Source organism: uncultured Lactobacillus sp. (assembly GCF_944327175.1).
In the GTDB taxonomy this organism is placed as follows: Bacteria; Bacillota; Bacilli; order Lactobacillales; family Lactobacillaceae; genus Lactobacillus.
The window spans coordinates 1-3,747 of sequence record NZ_CALVGT010000018.1; the positions used below are offsets into that span (position 1 = coordinate 1).

Sequence of the window (3,747 nt, forward strand, 5' to 3'; positions counted from 1 at the left end):
CCTTGGGTGTGATGACATGGATAACGTAGTTCCTCTATCCAGTCAGCCGAAGCCGATTGGATAGCTTAGTCTAGACAATGAAAGCCGGATTTCTCCAGCTTCCCTGCTAAAGATAAGAGACCTAAAGCTTGCGCTTCAAGCCCCTTACTTCAGTAAGGGGTTACCATTGACAACATCCTGATTAACTGTGGATAGCCCTTATATTATGAAGAATTGAGGACATCTATTCCAAGTTAAAAATATAACATACTCCCACGTGAATTAAAAGCGCTAACATCTAAATTTTTAATCAATCATTTTGGGCCCTGCCATCCCTTTTGTTAAGGCAAATAAGTTATTATATTAATTAAGGAACATATCGTATTTTATAGGGAGCAAGCCATGCAAATTACTAGAGCATTTGCCTACGCTGTCTCGTAGTATTTCTGCGTAATTATGCCTCTTTTTAGATGGGACCCGGACCCTGCTGATGAACCGCATCCTGCCTAGCAATGAAATCCATAATAAAACCAGCCCAAGCTGTCGCTTGAGCTGGTTTTTTAGTGCTATTATCTTTTTTCGCTTTTTACTTAAGCAGGTCCTTGGCCATTTCAAAGCAGCCCAAGGTAGCTGAACCGTTGTTGGCAACGATCGGCCGCACGATCAGTTCGTCCAGGTGCGGCAGGGCAACGTAGTCGTTGTTCATTTCCGCGAAGTACTTTCTGACCGTTGGCATGTCGCCTTCGTTCAAGACTGACCCGCCGACAACCATGACATCTGGCCGGATGGTCAAGTAGATGTTGTAGAGCATCTCAGCCACGTAGTAGGAAATCAAGTCAAAGACTGGGTGGCTGCGGTCCAGGTCTTCCCCAGGAATCCCGGTTCTGCCCTTGATCGTCGGACCAGCCGTCAAGCCTTCCCCACAGGCGTCGTGGTGGAAAGGACAACCGCCTTCATACTTGTCGTCCGCCCGCTTAGGAATGCGCATGTGGCCCATTTCTGAGTGGTTGGTGTAGCCGATGAAGTGGCCTTGCTGGATGGCACCAGCCCCAACGCCAGTCCCGATGGTGATGTAAAGGTAGGTCTTTTCATTATCCCGGCCGCGGGCAATGTATTCCCCGTAGCAGGAAGCGTTGACGTCAGTCGTCAAAACGGCTGGCACGCCCAGTTCCTTTTCAAAGTAGCCCTTCAGTTCAGTATTTGACCAGCCAGCCTTTGGGGTCTTGGAAATGTAGCCAAAAGTTGCTGACTTCGGGTCGATGTCGATCGGGCCAAAAGAACCGATCCCGATAGCCTTGACCGGGTTCTCCTTGAAGAAGTCCCGGCAGGCTTCCAGAGTTTCCGCCGGAGTCGTGGTTGGCACCCGCTTGGTTGCAGTGGTTTCCCCAGTTTCCACGTTTTGCACACCTAAAATAAACTTGGTGCCACCGGCTTCAATACTGCCTACAAAAGTATCTGTCATATTCTCACCTATGCTTCTGTTAACTCTCGATTTTGTCTTTTAAGCTTCATCGCCTGGTTTGGAAGCGATAATCGTAGCTTGACCATCTAAAGTATAACAGGAAATCGTCGTTGGCAAAATCAGATGATCACCTTTTTTCAACGGGTAAGTCTGCCCGTCAACCGTCAAATCGCAAGATCCGTCCAAGACTGACAGCAAGCAGTACTTGCCATCCTTGATCTCAAAGTCGCCCTTGCCGTGAACATCCAGCTTGAAGACGCCGAAGTATTCCGCCATCACGAACTGGGTCACGTGAACGTCACCAACATCCCATTCTTCATGGTTTAGCTTTGGCATCTCAAACGGCACTTGCACCGTGTCGATTGACTGCTGCAAGTGGAGCTCGCGCAGCTTGCCGGTCTTCTTGTCCACCCGGTCGAAGTCGTACATCCGGTAGGTGGTGTCGCTGGACTGCTGGGTTTCCAAAACCATGATGCCGCTGCCGACAGCGTGCACCATGCCATGTGGCACGTAGAAGAAGTCCCCTTCATGCACCGGGACGGTCCGCAAGAGCTTCTTCCATTCCCCGTTTTTCACCATTTCAGTGAATTCTTCCCGGGTCTGGGCATTGTGGCCGTAGTAGAGCTTGGCGCCTGGCTTGGCCTTGATCACGTACCAGGATTCAGTCTTACCCAGTTCCCCTTCATGGATTCTGGCGTATTCATTGTCAGGGTGCACTTGAACGGACAGGTCCTGGTTTGCATCCAAAATCTTGGTCAGAAGCGGGAAGACATCTCCTTTAGCGTTGCCGAAAAGTTCCCGGTGCTGGTCCCAAAGCTCGTTCAGCTTCATCCCCTTGTAAGGGCCGTTCTTGATCGTTGCCGGGCCATGCGGGTGGGCGGAAATTGCCCAGGCTTCACCGGTGTGGTCGCTGGGAATCTGGTAGCCAAATTCGTCTTTTAAGCCAGTACCGCCCCAGATTTTTTCATGAAAAACTGGTTCCAAAAATAATGGTTCTGCCATCTCTTTTGATTCTCCTTGAAAAACTTTTTCTTTACCGCTTTCATTGTAAACTTTTCGGCAAAGCTTGTCGATGCGCTTTCTTAATCAGCATCTAGTTCGTTAGTATCGCTCAGCTTCCGGTACCAGTAGGCGGACTTCTTCAAAGTCTTCTTCTGGGTGTGAATGTCGTCGCGGATCAGCCCGTAGCGGTTCCGGTAGGCATTCATCCAGGACCATTTTGAGTGTCCCATCAGATTAATTAGCATTATGTAAAATATCCCGAATTTTAACTTTTTCATCAGGACCTTATATCTGTATTTCAGGCCATTAATCCTTTGTGCTCTCGCTATGGAACCTGCCCAACCTTTGTGCTCTCGCTATGGAAGCTGCCACACCTAATCTGGGATGCGAATTAAGATATTGTAGCTTTTCAGTTGCTAATTGTTTAATAGTTTCATTTTCTGTACTTTTCAGTATTAATTCTAAATCCACTGTATAAAGGTTGGTTTTTTTAAGTAGCTTTTCAGCTGCTAATTGTTTAATAGTTTTATTTTCTGTATTTTTCAGTATTAATCTTAAATCCTCTTCAGAAATGTCGGGTGTTTTAATTGATTTAATTAACCCGTATTGCTTTAAAGCCATTAATCGTAGTTGATCATCTAGTATACTTGACATCTGTTCCTCCTGTTTAACGTCACTGGGACTTTGCCACAAAAAAAACCGTGCTCGATATACGAACACGGTTAAGTGACGTATATCCATTTACAGTGGAGCACCTTACCGGTCGGCAGGTTGCTGCTAGGTCAAAGTGTGTAATCACTCACTAGCTCTTGATATAACACGTGATTTAATTGTTAGTTTAATTTTATAATATTTATTTGCTAATATCAAGGCATTTCTTTTTTGAGTGTCCCATCAGATTAATTAGCATTATGTAAAATATCCCGAATTTTAGCTTTCTCATCAGGGGTAGCATTCTTATATCTGTATTTTAGGTCATTAAGACTTTGTCCTCTCGCTATGGAAGCTGCCCAACCTCTCGCATCATGTAATCTGCGATACGAATTCAAACTCTCTTGGATGGACTGACTATTAAGATGTTGCAACTTTTCAGTTGCTAATTGTTTAATAGTTTCATTTCCTGTATTTTTCTGTATTAATTTTAAATCCGCTTCAGAAATGTCGGGGTTTTTAATAACTTAAACTTCCCACTTGCAAAAGTGGGCTTGTACCTTGAAAATTCAATAGTTTAGCCAATAAAAAAGCACAAGCCCTTTGTTCGCTTGATATAATTTAGTCAACCACAACATCATCAATATCAAACG

General features: G+C 45.4%; 3 protein-coding genes and 1 pseudogene. All 4 read right to left on the reverse strand.

Features of this window, described 5'->3' with window-relative positions; translation table 11 throughout:
• Positions 1-565: 565 nt before the first annotated feature.
• Positions 566-1,441 carry an ROK family protein gene (locus Q0J41_RS03210; protein ID WP_016396035.1) on the reverse strand — a complete coding sequence of 292 codons (876 nt, stop codon included), beginning with the start codon at positions 1,439-1,441 and terminating at the stop codon, positions 566-568.
• A gap of 39 nt (positions 1,442-1,480) precedes the next feature.
• Positions 1,481-2,443: a mannose-6-phosphate isomerase, class I gene (gene manA / locus Q0J41_RS03215; RefSeq protein ID WP_296226044.1), complete on the reverse strand. Its 963-nt coding sequence runs from the start codon at positions 2,441-2,443 to the stop codon at positions 1,481-1,483.
• Between the two features lie 80 nt (positions 2,444-2,523).
• A pseudogene (locus tag Q0J41_RS03220) lies at positions 2,524-2,658 on the reverse strand (family 1 glycosylhydrolase); the annotation flags it as partial.
• Positions 2,659-2,749: 91 nt separating this feature from the next.
• Positions 2,750-3,097: a hypothetical protein gene (locus tag Q0J41_RS03225; protein WP_296226046.1), complete on the reverse strand. Its 348-nt coding sequence runs from the start codon at positions 3,095-3,097 to the stop codon at positions 2,750-2,752.
• Between the last annotated feature and the right edge of the window lie 650 nt (positions 3,098-3,747).